9 protein-coding genes are annotated in these 15,859 nt (G+C 39.8%); 1 reads left to right on the top strand and 8 read right to left on the bottom strand.

Annotation, left to right across the window (positions count from 1 at the left end):
- Positions 1-96: 96 nt before the first annotated feature.
- From glgB to B7723_RS04860, 8 genes are all read right to left on the bottom strand, one after another.
- Complete coding sequence (glgB, locus tag B7723_RS04895; protein WP_084849699.1) at positions 97-1,992, bottom strand: 1,4-alpha-glucan branching protein GlgB; 1,896 nt, start codon at positions 1,990-1,992, stop codon at positions 97-99.
- Positions 1,993-2,264: 272 nt separating this feature from the next.
- Positions 2,265-3,689, bottom strand: coding sequence for an NADP-dependent glyceraldehyde-3-phosphate dehydrogenase (locus tag B7723_RS04890; protein WP_084849700.1), 1,425 nt, complete (start codon positions 3,687-3,689; stop codon positions 2,265-2,267).
- Positions 3,690-3,886: 197 nt separating this feature from the next.
- Positions 3,887-6,172, bottom strand: coding sequence for a type I pullulanase (gene pulA / locus B7723_RS04885; RefSeq protein WP_084849701.1), 2,286 nt, complete (start codon positions 6,170-6,172; stop codon positions 3,887-3,889).
- 163 nt (positions 6,173-6,335) lie between these two features.
- Entirely contained in the window at positions 6,336-8,294 is a 1,959-nt protein-coding gene (ligA, locus tag B7723_RS04880) for an NAD-dependent DNA ligase LigA (RefSeq protein WP_084849702.1), read from the bottom strand.
- 89 nt (positions 8,295-8,383) lie between these two features.
- Positions 8,384-9,562 (bottom strand): MFS transporter, encoded by a 1,179-nt coding sequence (locus tag B7723_RS04875; protein ID WP_084849703.1) that lies wholly within the window; start codon positions 9,560-9,562, stop codon positions 8,384-8,386.
- An 80-nt stretch (positions 9,563-9,642) separates the two neighbouring features.
- The gene (locus B7723_RS04870; protein ID WP_084849704.1) at positions 9,643-10,506 is read right to left on the bottom strand and encodes an Rgg family transcriptional regulator; all 864 of its coding nucleotides are present in this window, start codon (positions 10,504-10,506) and stop codon (positions 9,643-9,645) included.
- A 3-nt stretch (positions 10,507-10,509) separates the two neighbouring features.
- A complete protein-coding gene (locus B7723_RS04865; protein ID WP_084849705.1) occupies positions 10,510-12,411 on the bottom strand; it encodes an ABC-F family ATP-binding cassette domain-containing protein in 1,902 nt (633 codons plus the stop codon).
- A gap of 78 nt (positions 12,412-12,489) precedes the next feature.
- Positions 12,490-13,644, bottom strand: a complete 1,155-nt coding sequence (locus tag B7723_RS04860) for a DUF5105 domain-containing protein (RefSeq protein ID WP_084883213.1) — start codon at positions 13,642-13,644, stop codon at positions 12,490-12,492.
- Positions 13,645-14,057: 413 nt separating this feature from the next.
- On the opposite strand from B7723_RS04860, the gene B7723_RS04855 reads away from it, so the two are divergent.
- Positions 14,058-15,776 carry a phospho-sugar mutase gene (locus B7723_RS04855; RefSeq protein ID WP_084849706.1) on the top strand — a complete coding sequence of 573 codons (1,719 nt, stop codon included), beginning with the start codon at positions 14,058-14,060 and terminating at the stop codon, positions 15,774-15,776.
- The last annotated feature ends 83 nt before the right edge of the window (positions 15,777-15,859 follow it).

Raw genomic sequence — 15,859 nt, 5'->3', positions numbered from 1 at the left:
TTTTATAAAAAAATAGGAAATCCATTTCTCTTGTGTTTCAAGTCCAATACAAGTACATCCGTTTTTAAAATCTAAAAAATTATCAGCAACAGCTCATTATTCTTTTTTCTTAGCTGGTTTCAAACGACGCTTGATCTTCCAGATGCTTGCTCCCATGGCAGGCAAGGTAAAGGTCAAAGTCTGCTCATAATCTTTCCATAAGCCTTCTTGAGTCTGAACTGTTTGATTGTGCTCTTTCCACACACCTCCCCATTCTTCTAATTCTGTATTCCAAACTTCTTCGTAAATACCTGCAACAGGTAAACCAATCGTAAAGTCCTTACGTTCAACTGGTGCCATGTTAAAGACACAGACTAACATTTCGTCCTTCTTGCCCTTACGAATAAAGGAAAGGACACTCTGATCTCTATTATCAGCATCGATAATCTCGATACCATCATAACTAGTATCAATTTCCCAAAGACAGCGATGGTCTTTATAGAATTGATTGAGTTGAGAAGTAAAATTCTTCATCTTGGCATTCATCGGATCTTCTAGATTAGACCATTCCAACTGCTCCTCAGACTTCCACTCTAGGAATTGTCCGTACTCACTACCCATGAACAAAAGTTTCTTACCTGGATGACAAATTTGATAGGTGTAGAGATTGCGCAGACCAGCGAACTGATTGTAGCGATCCCCCCACATCTTATGCATCATACTCTTCTTACCATGAACTACTTCATCATGTGAGAAAGGCAGGAGATAGTTTTCATTGAAAACATACATAAAGCTGAAAGTCACAAGATTAAAGTCATACTTGCGATAAATCGGATCTTCCTCGTAGAAACGGAGAATGTCGTTCATCCAGCCCATATTCCATTTATAGTCAAATCCAAGGCCACCCATTTCTTTCATACCAGTAATCTTTGTCGCTGATGAACTTTCTTCTGCAATCATCATGATGTCTGGATGAGCTAACTTAATCACTGTGTTTAACCGTTGAAGGAAATAATAACCTTCATAGTTAAGGTTTCCACCGTCTTTGTTTGGAGTCCAAGGAGCATTATCATAATCTAGATACAGCATATTGCTCACTGCATCGACCCGAATACCATCTAAGTGGTAAAAATCAATCCAGAATTTAATACTTGAAATCAAGAAAGACTGGACCTCATTTTTCCCGAGGTCAAAATTCAGCGCACCCCAACCATAGTTATGAGCCTTGTTGTGATCTTGGTATTCAAAAGTTGGTGTTCCATCATAATATGCTAATGCATCATCATTAATAGTGAAATGACCTGGAACCCAGTCTACGATAACACCGATATTATTTATATGACACTCTTCAACGAAATCTTGGAATTCCTCAGGTCTGCCATAGGAATGTTCAAAAGCAAAGTAACCCATAAGCTGATAGCCCCAGCTCAAGCCAAGTGGGTGAGCCATTAAAGGCATGAACTCAATATGTGTATAGTTCATCTCAACTAAGTATGGAATCAACTCGTCTTTCAGTTGCGAAAAAGTATAGGGACTACCGTCTGGATTTCTCTTCCAAGATCCTGCATGGGCCTCATATATATTAACTGGTCTCTCGAAAAATCCCAAACGTTTGCGACGTGCTAGCCAAAGACCATCTTTCCATTTCTTTTCACGGATATTGGTCAGAACTGCTCCTGTACCCGGTCTAGCTTCAAAACAAACTGCAAACGGATCAATCTTCATAATCTGGTGACCATTTGCACGCGTGATATGATATTTATAAATCTGACCTTCCTGAGCCTGACTAGTAAAGACTTCCCAAACACCTGCTTCATTACGAACCATAGGAATTTGATTCTCAACCCAATTAGTAAAATCACCAACTAGATGAACTGCTTGTGCATTTGGTGCCCAAACCTTAAAGGTATAGCCAATTTCTCCGTTTTTCTCCTCTCTATGTGCTCCTAAATAATGCTGGAGGTGAAAATTCTCACCTGTAGTAAAGGTTCTTAATGCTTCTTGATTATTCATTCAATCCCCTTTCTTTTGTAAGCGTTTTCTATAATTCTATTATACACTCTTTTAAGATAACTTTCAAGTAATTTACGAAGGTAATCATATTTTTTTATGAAAGCCTTCAAAAAATTTCCTAGCATTTTAAAAAAGATATCCAGAAAATAGAACACGAAACAATTTCCATATATTTTTTTATTATAATACCAGAATATTCGTTTTTTATCAATTTTTTACTGTATTTTTTTTGAAAAAATAAAATCAGGAAGTTATTTTCCTGATTTTATAAATTATCTCACATCAAAAACAATGGATTTGACATTTGTCATCGCTTCGATACTATATTTAATTCCTTGTACTCCTGCACCAGAACCTTTTACACCAAGGAATGGGAAATTATCTGGTCCACGTTGTGTTTTATTATTAATATGAACGGTACCAACTTCAAGTTTTTCAGCGATTTCAAATGCCTTCTTAAAGTCATTTGTAAAGACTGAAGATTGAAGACCGAATTCTGATTCATTAGCAATTTCTAGCGCTTCATTAGCATCTGCAACTCGAATAATTGGGAGAACAGGTCCAAATGGTTCTTCCCAGGCTAATTTCATATCTCTTGTGACATAATCAAAAAGTCCTGGCCAAATGAGATTATTCTCACGTTTGATTAGGCTGAGCGCTTTAGCTCCTTTTTCCTGAGCATCTTCAATCAATCCCCAGATGAAATCAGCTGAAGCATTATCAATAACAGGTGTGATATCTGCATTGTCAAATGGATCCCCCACTGTTAGCTTAGCAACTTCAGCTTGGAGTAATTCAGCCAATCTGTCTGCTACGCTTTCCACAACCAAAACACGTTTGATAGCAGTACAACGCTGACCAGAGTAGCTAAAAGCACCACCTACGATCTGCTTAGCTGCATTTTCTAAATCTGCATCTTCTAAAACAATTGCTGCGTCTTTTCCACCAAGCTCCAGCATAATTGGGCGCATACCAGCTAAACGACCAATACGCTCCCCAATCGGTGTTGAACCTGTAAAGTTAATGAAGTTCACTTCCTTGTGTTCGATGATGTAGTCTCCGATTTCAGAACCACGTCCAGTGATGGTGTTAAAGACACCTGCTGGGATTCCTGCTTCGTCAAACGCTTTAGCCAGCAAGAGACCAGAAATAGATCCTTGTGTTGGTGGTTTAAACATAACGACATTTCCTGCAATCAAAGCCGGAGCAATCTTGGATCCAGAAAGGTTGACTGGATAGTTAAATGGTGCAATAGCTAAGACGACTCCAACTGGCTCACGACGAACAACGGCTAGCTTGTTTTTACTTGCAGCTTCAAAACCGCCACCTTCCATTGCTTGTCCAGTGATACGGAGACCTTCCTCAGCTGCAAAACGAATCAAATCTGCTGTACGTACTACTTCTCCAATAGCTGCTTTAATCCCTTTTGCAACCTCTTTGGCAAGAATTGTACCAATTTTTTCTTTATCACGTTCCAAAATGTCTGCTGTCTTATGCAAATAAGCTGCACGCTCAACTGGTGCTAAATCACGCCATGCTGGGAGAGCTGCACGCGCTGCTTTCATAGCCTCATCTACTTCAGCCTGACTCATAGCTGGTACTGTACCTAGCTTTTCTTGGTTGATGGGAGAATAGATGGCAATTTCATTCTCTGATGATTTCCATTTTCCATTCACTAAATTCTGATAATTTGTCAAATTCTCTTCCTCCTGAAAATGATTAAACCTTATTTTATCAAATTTTCAGAAAATTACAACCCCTTTTTAGAAAATATTGATATTTTTTTCACAAACTTGACTCTTCAAATTATTTGAAATTTATTCCTATTAGATATTGGTTTTTCAATAAAAATAAAAAAAGGTCTAGAGTTAACTAAACCTTTTTGTAGTATTTGCTATGAAAGTACTTTCAAGACTGCAACGCTGATATCATCAATCACATTGGACTCTTGAGAACGACTGTTGGACACAAGCATTTCAAGATTTCCTGCATTTTCAAAGTAGAAGGAAGTCCCCTTGGCATTGAATACCACCAATAATTGCTCTGCTCCACCGTGAATTTCGTAAACAATCCATCCACTATTTTCAGCAGCTGTATGGACGAAGACATGACGATAAATTTCTTCGTATGTAGGATAAGAGAAGACATGCCTTTGCGTTTTTAGGCGAATAATCTGGCGAATAAAGTCAATGCTCTCTTGTCTCTCATTGATTAAATCCCAGTTGACCTGGTTGACGCTATCTGGAGCATTGTAACTATTCATGGCACGTTCTCTATCTGCAGGTGTCAGCTCACCATTTTCTCCTGTAGCAAGGAGTTTGGTGCGACCAAATTCTTGCCCCAGCTCTATAAAGGACATCCCTTGCATAAGAATGCTCATCGCTGTTGCTGTCTCGACCTGACGCATAATCTTATCTGAACTGTGATCTGGGTGAAGGGTTGCTAACAAATCATGCAAGTTATAATTATCATGGGCTTCCACGTAGTTAAGAACTTGGTTTGGACTAAGATATGAACCCAACTCTCGGCTACCAAGAATAGCTTTGGCTACAATCGGTTCTGTAGCTGCACCGCTAACAAATCCTGCCTTGATTGAGCCGTAAACTTCTCCTCCTTTGATGGCATCACGCTGATCGTCGTTGAAGAATCCAATATTTGGCATCTGGTAAGCATTGTCCTTCTTGGCCTTATCATAAGGTGCAAGACCTGTCCCCATATCCCAGCCTTCTCCATAGATGATAATACGGGGATCAACTTCATCAAGTGCCCAACGAATTGCCTGCATGGTTTTGACATCGTGAATTCCCATCAAGTCGAAACGGAAACCGTCAATATTGTATTCTTTCACCCAATAAAGGAGTGAGTCAATCATATACTTGCGGTACATTTCGTGTTCGCTTGCGGTTTCATTTCCTACACCTGTTCCGTTTTGGAAGGTTCCATCTCGGTTCATGCGGTAGTAATAATCTGGTACAGTTGTTTGGAAAGGCGCATCAACCGTTGAGAAGGTGTGATTATAAACCACGTCGATGATGACACCGATTCCTGCATCATGATAGGCCTGAATCATGGTCTTGAGGTCTCGAATAACCTGTCCAGGATCATCTAGATTGCTAGAGAAACTTGTTTCTGGCGCATTGTAGTTTTGAGGGTCATAACCCCAGTTATAGATTACATTTCCATCCTCGTCATATTCCTTATGGCGATCAAAGATTGGTTGGAGTTGAACATAATTACAGCCGAGTTCTTTGATATAGTCAAAGGCTGTTGCTTGCCCATACTGGTTAACCGTTCCAGTCTGGGCAGCCCCAAGGAAGGTCCCTCGAAGGTTTTCTGGAACTCCAGATGTCGGTGATTTTGTAAAATCACGAATGTGCATCTCACAGATAACGGCTTTACATGGATTTTCCAAACGCCAAGGAGCGTCTGTCCCATGTTTAACTTCGAATCCTTCTACCTGTCTATCTTGCCGAGAGAGGATGACAGAACGTTTCCCATCAGGGCTTGTAGCGATGGTGTATGGGTCTCGTGTCAAGGTCTGGTGGTGTGGAAACTCAATCTGATACTGATAAGCTTTACCTGCAAGATTTTCATCCAGGTCTACACTCCAAACACCAATGGTATTGTACTTATGACTATATGAATAGCTATTTCCACGATTAAGATTAAAGGTTTTCCAAATCGACGCGTCGTTACTTGTATTTTCATAAACAACAACTTGGACTGCTGTAGCTGTTGGAGCCCAGAGTTTAAAGCTTGTCTGGTAGTCAGAGATACTATAACCCAACTCTCCTTGGTATCCCCAATGGTGATCAAAACTTTCACTGTGAAGGGCTTTATCAAAAGCAAACGGATTTCGATCTTTATAGCAAGGACTTGCAATGGCTGGATTTTCAGAATAATAAACCGTCTCATCACCATCCAAAATCCAAACCTCAGTCAACAGTGGATAATAGTTAAACCGTAGGAGATAATCTTTTGCCTTTCCATCTATTTCGACAGAAAAGGTCAGAGTATAGAGCCTTTCTGCACTTGTAACTGTAAAGGAGAATTTTGCTCCAAAATAGTCATTTTCATAATACAAATTTTCTTTAACATCTGCCTGTTTTCTACTGAATGAACAAGCATCATAATCCCCATTTTTTCGGTGAAAATGGATGACTACTGGGTATCTATACATTTCTTTTCCTAATTCCTAATTTCAATTTTAATTTTAATTTTTTTTATGTGGTGCTGAAGAATTTTCGAGAATTTCAGCACAATAGAGAATAGCATTAATAGATATAAAAACACATCAGGAGAGATAGTTTCAGACTATCTAACATCTAGTTATCAACTATTCTTTACAAACTTTCTAGCCAAGCTTCATCTCGAACTTCGATACCTAGTTCTTGTGCTTTTTGGAGTTTGCTACCTGCATCTGCTCCTGCTACGACAAGATTCGTTTTCTTAGAAACACTGCCTGTGACTTTGGCACCCAGACTTTCGAGTTTGCTTTTGGCTTCTGAGCGCGTGAGACGTTCCAATTTTCCTGTTAATACAACTGTCAAACCTGACAAGGCCGCATCTGCTACTACTGTCTGTCCCATGTAGTCCAGATTGACTCCAGCTTCTTTCAACTCGTCTAAGAGAATCTTCGATCCTTCTGTAGCAAAATAAGTCTGAAGACTTTGAGCAATCACACTACCTAAGCTCTCGATACTTGCTACTTCCTCTGGGGCTGCTTGAGCTAGATTTTCAATAGAGTGGAAATGTTGGAGCAAGAGTTGGCTAGCCTTGCTTCCGACATGGCGAATTCCCAGACCAAACAAGAGCTTTTCAGCAGAGTTTTCCTTAGATGCTTGAATAGCCTGATACAGTTTAGAAGCGGACTTTTCCTTGACACCTTCTAAAAGGAGAAAATCTTCTACTTTCAAACGATAAATATCCGCCACATCTTTGACTAAATTGGCAGCAAAAAGCTTTTCAACAATAGATGGACCAAGTCCTGTAATATTCATAGCGTCTCGAGAAGCAAAGTGAATCAAGCCTTCCATGATTTGAGCAGGACAGCGAGGATTGATACAACGAAGAGCCACTTCATCTTCAAAATGAAGCAAGTGACTGTCACAACTTGGGCAATTTGATGGAATATCTAGTTTTTCTTCAGAAACACGCTTGGACTCTACCACACGCAAAACAGCAGGAATGATATCTCCAGCCTTATAAACAATAACCGTATCGCCCTTTCGGATATCCTTTTCGGCGATATAATCTACGTTGTGCAGTGTTGCACGACTAACAGTGGTCCCAGCAAGCTGAACAGGTGTTAGATTGGCAGTCGGAGTCACAACACCCGTACGACCTACTGTCCAGTCAACTGAAAGGAGCTGGGCTTCTTTTTCTTCAGCGGGAAATTTATAGGCGACTGCCCACTTGGGTGCTTTAACGGTAAAACCGAGTTCTTCTTGACCTGCTAGGTCATTGACCTTGATTACCACCCCATCGATATCGTAGGACAGTTTCTCCCGTTCTTGTCCTACATCTTGGATAAAATCCCATATTTCATCTATGCTTTTAGCCAATATTCGTTTAGGATTAACCACAAAACCAAGCTGTTCAAGATGCTCCAAGACCTTTTCTTGGCTATCACGAGTAGAAGGGCTTACTTCTTGATAGAGGAAAGTCGCAAGATTACGCTTGGCCACTACTGCTGTATCCAACTGACGGAGGGTTCCTGCTGCTGCATTACGAGGATTAGCAAATTCAGGCTCTCCATTTTCTTGGCGGGCTTGGTTAACCTGATCAAACGAAGCGCGTGGCATGTAACACTCCCCACGAACAGTGATATCAAGTTCTTCGGGCAAGGTCAAAGGAATATCCTTGACACGCTTGAGGTTTTCTGTGATATTTTCTCCAATAGACCCATCCCCACGTGTGGCACCAACAACCAAAATCCCTTTTTCATACGTAAGCGAGATAGACAAACCATCGATTTTCAACTCGCAAATATAGGTCGGTTGGGCTAATTCCTTTCGAACACGCGCATCAAAAGCTTCTAACTCTTCACGTGAAAAAGCATCCTGCAAACTGTATAGAGGATACTGATGACTGTATTTTTCAAAACCATCTAAAACCTTACCACCAACACGATGAGTTGGACTGTCTGCTAAAACTTGATCCGGATAGGCGGCTTCCAATTCGACCAACTCTCGGTAGAGGCGATCATACTCGCTATCTAAAACCGAGGGATTGTCACTCGTATAGTACTCGGTCGCATAACGATTAAGTAAGGCAACTAACTCATTCATTCTTTCATTCATAATCCCATTTTACCACAAAGCAAGCCCTCCTCACAATAGAGAAGGGCTGAAAAATGGATTGTAGAGAAATATTTTCTAAAAAAGAGAAATCATAACTCTTTTTTAAAATGACTTCGCACATAAACGAGGGATAAACAAGCTAGGACAATAACCCCACTTCCAATGATCAGGAAAGAAGAGAGATGAACACTTGGCAGCACTGTCATAAAGCCTTTGGCAATCGGCATAAATAGGATGGCTAATGTAAAAATTGTGCTTAGGACTCTTCCCAAGTATTCCCCCTCAACCTTGGTTTGCACCTGAGTAAAAAAGTGAATATTAAAAATCGTCATAAACAGTTCACAAACTAAATTTCCAGAAAAGGAAAGAAAAGTTGGCAGTGGTAATCCCATCATAAAAACTCCAACTCCAGTCAAAGCCAATAGAATCAAAAGATTATAAACACTTGCCTTTATTTTACTAGCTAGAAGAGCTCCGATAATCGAACCAATAGCGCCCATAGTCAAAATACTTGCATAAGCTCCTTCTACCCCGTATAGATGATTTGAAAAAGGGAGGAGAAATTCAAAGGCTGCAAAAAAGAAATTAACACTAGACGCTACTAACAAAAGGAAAAAGATCTCTTGCTGGCGCCAGATATAGCCAAGTCCTTCCTTCATATCAGAAAAAATATTTTTCCAGCTGAAAGTCTTTTTCTCTTGTTCCTGAGTCTCTTTTTGGGGGAGGAAAGCTACTAAGGTAAATGCGATGAAAAAACTAATGGCATCTAAAACGAGCGTCATATGGAGACTGGCAAATTGTAAAACGAGGAAAGAAAGTACAGGGGAGCTAACACCTACAACCTGCAAAACGAGCTCTAAGCGAGCATTATAGGTCACAATCTCGTCTTTCTCTACAACCTCAGTTATAATGGCTTTATTAGCCGTACGAGAAAATGCAAAGGCAACTGCCTGAACAATATTGGCAAAAATCAAGGCAGCAATCATCAAGCTATCATTTCTGATGAAAGAAATAGCTAAACAGAGAAAACCACAAATCAAGTCTGTCGTCATCAAAATTTTGCGACGCGAAAAGCGGTCTGAAATCACTCCTCCAAAGGGATTGACCAGAATCGATGTGACGAGTTCAGAAATCTGATAAATCCCAAGAACAGTCTGTCCTATCGTTCCCATTGATGCCAGCCAAACACTGTTTCCATAATCATAGAGCATATTTCCTATCTTATTAATAGCACCACGACTAATCAACTGGATTGCATGTCGATTCATATAAAAAGCTCCTCTCAAATTTTGAAACTATTGTATCAAAACTGAAAGGAGTATCTTCGTTTTTCCCTTATTTGGGAAAATTAATCTTTTACAAATTTTTCATAATGTTCCTGATAGTAAGCCACTTGCTCTGGAAGTCCAAGTACATCAAAAATATGCATAGCTTCCTGCATCTGACTACAACCTTCTGCTTTCAAGTCTCTCTGGTAGAGGGAGAAACCTTTGAGATAATGGAAGATATTGCGCTCATAAAGCTTGATACCATTTCCAATTAACTTCTCCACATAGCCCTCAAAATAGTCCGCATCCGCAAAGGAAAGGTTTTCCAAACAATGCTGGTAACAGTTAAGAGCTAGAATCAAAACGAGTTTTCGATGGCGACCAACTTCTTTATAGTACTCCTCTCGCTCCATGACTTCTCTGCCAATCCGAGCCACATAGTCCACATTGTAGAAAGTATAGAGATTACCAAAAAGGATCAACTCATACATGGTCCATTCTTGCGTTTGAAAAAGATAATCCGCCACCTTATCCAGATCACTCTGTTCAATACTGTAACTAGTATCTCTTTGACAAATAAGGCCTTGTAGCAGAATCCAATTCAGCTCAAAATAGAGGGGATTGGTCGAACTCTTTGCTTTCTTGAGCTGTTCCTTTTGAAGCTTTTGAAAACCTGCAATATCATTTGAGTAGTAAAGCGGAATAATCTGCGCCATCAAGGCAACATGTTCATGATTTTGAAAATCCCTAGCCTTGTCCATGAAATTTTCAATGGTCACATGAATATTATCCAAAATCTCAAAGAAACGAGAAACTGCTAGATCAGACTCCCCAAGCTCGAAGCGAGATAACTGAGAGGTTGAACATGATTCACCTGCCGCCTCTTTTAAGGAGTACTTCCCACTTGTTCGAAATTCACGAAATACCTTTCCAAGATGTTCCATTTCTTACACCTGCAACGATAATTCTTCCCACTCAAGCATAGCTTCTTCCTGACGATAGCTGATTTTATCCAGTTCGGCCTGCAATTCCATGAGCTTTTCGGCATCGTTGGTTTCCAGCATCTGTTCAGAAATTGCTTGACTTTGAGTTTCTAACTCTTCGATTTCAGCCTCTAAACTCTCTATTTGGCGCATGAGCTTACGGGCTTCTTTCTGACTTTCTTTCTGGGCTTGATAATCATTGGCTGAACTTGCTTCTTTTGCTTGATTGCTAGTTGAAGCTTCCTCTGTCTGAATCGCTTCTACTTCTGCTTTCTTCTCAACATAGTAGTCATAATCTCCCAAGTAAAGAGTTGAACCATTCTCAGACAATTCCAGTACATGAGTGGCTACACGATTGATAAAGTAACGGTCGTGGCTGACAAAAAGAAGGGTTCCATCAAAATCAATCAGAGCATTTTCCAAGACTTCCTTGCTATCAATATCCAAGTGGTTGGTCGGCTCGTCCAAAATCAAGAAATTGTTGTTTTCCATTGAAAGTTTGGCAAGCAACAGACGAGCTCGTTCACCACCAGACAGCATTCCGACTGACTTTTTAACATCATCTCCTGAGAAAAGGAAGGCACCGAGGCGGTTGCGGATTTCAACTTCTGATGTCAATTTAAAATCATTCCAAAGTTCATCCAGAACCGTATTACTTGGTGTTAGCTTGCTTTGGGTTTGGTCATAGTAGCCAACCTCAACATTGGCCCCAAATCGCTTTTCTCCTTTGATAAAAGGAATCTGATCCACAATAGACTTGATAAAGGTTGACTTACCAATACCATTTGGTCCTACGATGGCAACAGCATTCATTTTACGAAGGTCAAGGTTGATAGGCTCTGACAATATTTCCCCATCATAACCAATAGCCGCATTTTCAACGGTCAAAACGACATTTCCTGACGTTTTTTCAGACTGGAAGGTCATATTGGCTGATTTCTTGCCAGCTTCAGGCTTGTCCAAACGCTCCATTTTTTCTAGTTGTTTACGGCGAGATTGAGCACGTTTGGTCGTTGAAGCTCGAACTAGATTGCGATTGACAAAGTCTTCTAGAGCCGCGATTTCCTTCTGTTGCTTTTCATAGTTTTTTGCCTCAGTAGCTAGCTTCTGCTCCTTCAACTCAACAAAGCGAGAGTAATTACCTACATAACGATCCAAGGAATGCTTAGTCAAATCCAGTGTAACCGTCGCAACCTTGTCCAAAAAGTAACGGTCGTGACTGACAATAATGAGGGCGCCGCTATAGTTCACCAAGTAACTCTCTAGCCAGGCTATGGTTTCAATATCCAAGTGGTTGGTTGGCTCGTCCAAGACTAAGAGATTGGGCTTTTCAAGAAGCATTTTAGCCAGTGCCAGACGGGTATTTTGACCACCCGAAAGCTCGGCAATTTTCATCTGCCACATAGACTCGTCAAACTTGAATCCATTCAAAATCGCTCGAATATCAGCTTCGTAAGTAAAGCCACCATCCTGACGGAAATTCTCTGATAAACGATCATAATCCGCCATCAGTTTATCCAAATCCTCACCAGACTTTTCACCCATCTCCAACTCCATCTGACGCAGTTGTGTCTCTGTCCGACGCAAGTCATCAAAGACGTGAAGCATTTCATCGTAGATGGTATTTTCAGACTCAAAACGGCTATCTTGGGCTAGGTAAGACAGAGAGATATCTTTTTTCTTATTAATTTCTCCACTAGTTGGCTCCTCTTCTCCAACCAAAATCTTTAAAAGAGTAGACTTACCTGCACCATTTTTCCCAACAAGAGCAATCCTGTCTCGTTCATCAACTTGCAGGTTGATATTATCAAAAAGAACCTCTCCTGCAAAAGAACGTTCAATTTTATTAGCTTGTAAAATAATCATATCTCTATTTTACTATCTTTTTCTCTTTTGCACAATTGCAATGAAAAAAGTTCGAGTCATAAACCCGAACCTTTCATCTTAGTATCCAATGCCTCCACGGAATGTGCGAGCCATATCTTTCAAACTATAGTTTTTAGAAGAGGTGTCGATGGTCCATTTACCATCTTTCTTGGTCATTTTAATTTCATAACCCTCTTTTTTCATGTTATCACTAGTGTCTAGAGGAGTTGAATCAAATTGACTTGGTGCATTTTCTAAAATATATTTCTCACCAGCTTTCATAGCTTCTGAGTAGTTGCTATATTTTCCTTTGTTTTCTTCGTAGAATTTACGGCTCAATTCATGAACATTCAAATTATCCAAGTCGATTGTTTCTGGTCGAACATAAACAACAGCATAATCTGGCAAGTATGTCTTCACCTTGTAATCAACTTTTGCTCTCTTAGCATTTGCTTTGATGTAAGCATCTGCGAATGTTCTAAGTTCTGAATCAGAAGGTTTGTAGTTATAGAAACCTTTTCCGAATGACTCTGTAAATTTCTTGATAAACTCTTCTTTATCAGCTTTCACATCGTTTGTGAATTCAGCACTGTCATCAGAAGATTTTTTATCATCAGCAAGTGCTACAACTTGCGACTTATTGTCAGTAGCACTTAGGTTCGTTCCACCACCAGAGCTTTCCCCATTAAGGTAAACAGCATCAACATATTTTTTCATTACATCTTTTGCTTCATCAATATTGTCTTCATACTGACTTGGATCCACCTTGATTGCTACATCGTTATTCTTTTTAGAATCTTCTTTGATGTCATCGTAAAAGCTAGGCGCAAAGTGAAGTTCATACTTAGCATTCTTGTCGACTTCATAAACTACATAACCAGCAACGCTCTTTCCTTTAGAAAGTTTGTCTCCATATGACATAAATTTCGTTTTACTGTCACTTTCATAAACTTGAATTGGTTGTAATTTTTCATCTTTTTCATTATAAAGCGTGATATCTTGGCTAGTAAAACTAAACTGTTTATCGCGATTGTTCTTGATTTCGACTTGAAGTGCAAGGTATGTTGATGATGAATCCTCATCTTTAGGTAATACATACATACCGTCTTTTACAGAAACCTCAAAGTTAGAGTTTGAAGCTGTACCATTGTCGCTTGCTTTCTTAGAAGCTCCACAGGCAACCAGTGCTAAAGCTGATAAAAGCAAGGCAGAATGCTTAAGAATTTTTTTCATAATGGATTCTCCTTTAATGATTTACTATATTTTACCATACGCAGAATAAAAATCAAAACAGAAACCAGATATTTTCAAAATATCTTAAATTTATAGAGTTTTAACTTAAATTTTTCTATATGTTCATTTGATACATTAAAGGATTCTTTATAAAAAGAATAGAATATAACAATATTGACGATTTACTTTATTTAAAAATCTCACTAAAATACTATAAACTTTTAATATTTTAAAAAAAGTTAGATAATTAATTTTCATCCCTAACTTAGTATAAGTTAGCATGGTACCCACCATTTTCCCGCTAAAGTGCATAAGTAAATTTCCTACATTTTAAGTTATGCTAACGTTTTACTAAAATGTCAAATCGTGATATAATGAAAGCGATTAAAGCAAATAAACAAAGGAGACACTCTATGACTTACCAAGAAAATTATCAAAAATGGGTCGATTTTGCTGACCTTCCAGACTACCTTCGTCAAGATTTGGAAAATATGGACGAAAAAACTAAGGAAGATGCCTTTTATACCAATCTTGAATTTGGCACTGCTGGTATGCGTGGTTTGATCGGTGCTGGTACAAACCGCATCAACATCTACGTTGTTCGTCAAGCTACCGAAGGTTTGGCTCGTTTGATTGAATCAAAAGGTGGAAATGAAAAAGAACGTGGTGTGGCGATTGCCTATGATAGCCGTCACTTCTCACCTGAGTTTGCCTTTGAATCTGCAGCAGTTCTTGCTAAACACGGTATCAAATCTTACGTATTTGAAAGCCTCCGTCCAACTCCAGAACTCTCATTCGCTGTTCGTCACCTCAACTGTTTCGCAGGTATCATGATTACTGCCAGCCACAATCCTGCTCCATTTAACGGTTACAAGGTTTATGGTGAAGACGGTGGGCAAATGCCTCCACATGACGCGGACGCTTTGACTACTTACATTCGTGCTATCGAAAATCCATTCGCTGTCGAAGTTGCTGATGTCGAAGCTGAAAAAGCTTCTGGCTTGATTGAAGTCATTGGCGAAGCTGTTGATGCAGAATACCTTAAAGAAGTTAAAGACGTAAACATCAACCCAACCTTGATTGAAGAATTCGGTAAAGACATGAAGATTGTCTACACACCACTTCATGGTACTGGTGAAATGTTGGCTCGTCTTGCTCTTGCTCAAGCAGGATTTGATTCTGTTCAAGTCGTTGAAGCGCAAGCGACTGCTGACCCTGACTTCTCAACTGTAAAATCTCCAAACCCAGAAAGCCAAGCAGCCTTCGCCCTTGCTGAAGAACTTGGTCGTCAAGTTGGTGCAGATGTGCTTGTTGCAACTGACCCTGACGCTGACCGTGTTGGTGTTGAAGTTCTTCAAAAAGATGGAAGCTACCTCAACCTTTCAGGTAACCAAATCGGCGCTATCATGGCTAAATACATCTTGGAAGCCCACAAAAATGCTGGAACTCTTCCTGAAAATGCAGCCCTTTGCAAATCAATCGTCTCAACTGACTTGGTAACGAAGATTGCTGAAAGCTACGGCGCAACCATGTTCAACGTTTTGACAGGCTTCAAATTTATCGCTGAAAAAATCCAAGAATTTGAAGAAAAACACAATCACACTTACATGATGGGATTTGAAGAAAGCTTCGGTTACTTGATTAAACCATTCGTACGTGATAAAGATGCTATCCAAGCCGTTCTTGTCGTTGCTGAACTTGCTGCCTACTACCGTTCACGTGGTTTGACACTTGCTGATGGTATCGAAGAAATCTACAAAGAATACGGCTACTACGCTGAAAAGACAATCTCTGTTACCCTTTCTGGTGTTGATGGTGCAGAACAAATCAAAGCCATTATGGCTAAGTTCCGTAACAATGCTCCAAAAGAATGGAACACAACAGCTATCACTGTCGTAGAAGACTTCAAGGCTCAAACTGCTACTGCTGCTGACGGTACTGTTACAAACTTGACAACTCCTCCAAGCGATGTTTTGAAATACACACTTGCTGACGGTTCATGGATTGCAGTTCGCCCTTCAGGTACAGAACCAAAAATCAAGTTCTACATTGCCGTTGTGGGTGAAAGCAACGAAGATTCACAAGCTAAGATTGCTAACATCGAAGCGGAAATCAATGCTTTTGTTAAATAATAAATTATAAAAGATGAGACCAACCAATCTCATCTTTTTTCGTATCAAATCTAAGCATTTTTAGAAACTTTATGGCATACTAG

Source organism: Streptococcus oralis subsp. oralis (assembly GCF_002096435.1).
Classification (GTDB): Bacteria; Bacillota; Bacilli; order Lactobacillales; family Streptococcaceae; genus Streptococcus; species Streptococcus oralis_AA.
The sequence above is the reverse complement of the archived record's forward strand: the minus strand, read 5'-3'. Positions and strand labels throughout refer to the sequence as shown.

Coding starts and splice junctions, on each gene's coding strand:
- B7723_RS04875 (WP_084849703.1), bottom strand. CDS start 9,562: ATGAATCGACATGCAATCCAGTTGATTAGTCGTGGTGCTATTAATAAG.
- B7723_RS04870 (WP_084849704.1), bottom strand. CDS start 10,506: ATGGAACATCTTGGAAAGGTATTTCGTGAATTTCGAACAAGTGGGAAG.
- B7723_RS04865 (WP_084849705.1), bottom strand. CDS start 12,411: ATGATTATTTTACAAGCTAATAAAATTGAACGTTCTTTTGCAGGAGAG.
- B7723_RS04855 (WP_084849706.1), top strand. CDS start 14,058: ATGACTTACCAAGAAAATTATCAAAAATGGGTCGATTTTGCTGACCTT.
- glgB (WP_084849699.1), bottom strand. CDS start 1,992: ATGAATAATCAAGAAGCATTAAGAACCTTTACTACAGGTGAGAATTTT.
- B7723_RS04860 (WP_084883213.1), bottom strand. CDS start 13,644: ATGAAAAAAATTCTTAAGCATTCTGCCTTGCTTTTATCAGCTTTAGCA.
- ligA (WP_084849702.1), bottom strand. CDS start 8,294: ATGAATGAAAGAATGAATGAGTTAGTTGCCTTACTTAATCGTTATGCG.
- pulA (WP_084849701.1), bottom strand. CDS start 6,172: ATGTATAGATACCCAGTAGTCATCCATTTTCACCGAAAAAATGGGGAT.